The sequence below is a fragment of the Rathayibacter sp. AY1D2 genome, from assembly GCF_002932695.1.
In the GTDB taxonomy this organism is placed as follows: domain Bacteria; phylum Actinomycetota; class Actinomycetes; order Actinomycetales; family Microbacteriaceae; genus Rathayibacter.
Genome location: NZ_PSVX01000139.1, coordinates 1 through 506, shown reverse-complemented (window position 1 = coordinate 506; position 506 = coordinate 1). Strand labels below are relative to the sequence as shown.

The following is a 506-nucleotide window of genomic DNA, read 5'->3' as shown; positions in this document are numbered from 1 at the left end:
TGCGCGCGGCGCGGGAGGTGCGCTCGACGGCGATCCAGCCGGGGATGGTGACCTTCACGTCGTTCGACACGGAGTCGGCGAGGGTGGTGAAGAGCGAGTCGAGGACGCCGTTGACGGCGGCCTGGCTCTGGCCGGAGTCGGCGGCGATCTTCGCGACGAGCTCGGTGCGGTTGAGCGACTTGTCAGCCATGGAGTGTCCTCCCAGGACGTTCTCGCTGTCGGAACAGCTGGTTTCGATGGATCGTCCTCGGCCGGGGACGGACGTCCTCAACCGGTCGGACCGTCGGTAACCTACCAGCCCCGCCCCGGATCTCCGGCGATTCCGGCCTCGAGACGCCCGGAACGACGCCGATCGCGCCGGTCGGTCCCTCCACAGGAGGCGCTCGGCGCCTCTCGTCCACCGATCCGCCGATCGCCTCTCCGCAGAGTCCGCCGCCTGACGAGGATCGGCTCATGACGACGACGGCACTCCTCCCTCCACCCGCTCCGGCCGACGCGGCCCTCCC

The 506-nt window shown here is 70.4% G+C and carries 1 protein-coding gene; it reads right to left on the bottom strand.

Going from position 1 to position 506, the window contains the following annotated elements:
* Window positions 1-190, bottom strand: a 190-nt coding sequence (locus C5D04_RS17800; RefSeq protein ID WP_104348147.1) for an HU family DNA-binding protein, incomplete at its 3' end; no start/stop codon positions are given.
* Between the last annotated feature and the right edge of the window lie 316 nt (window positions 191-506).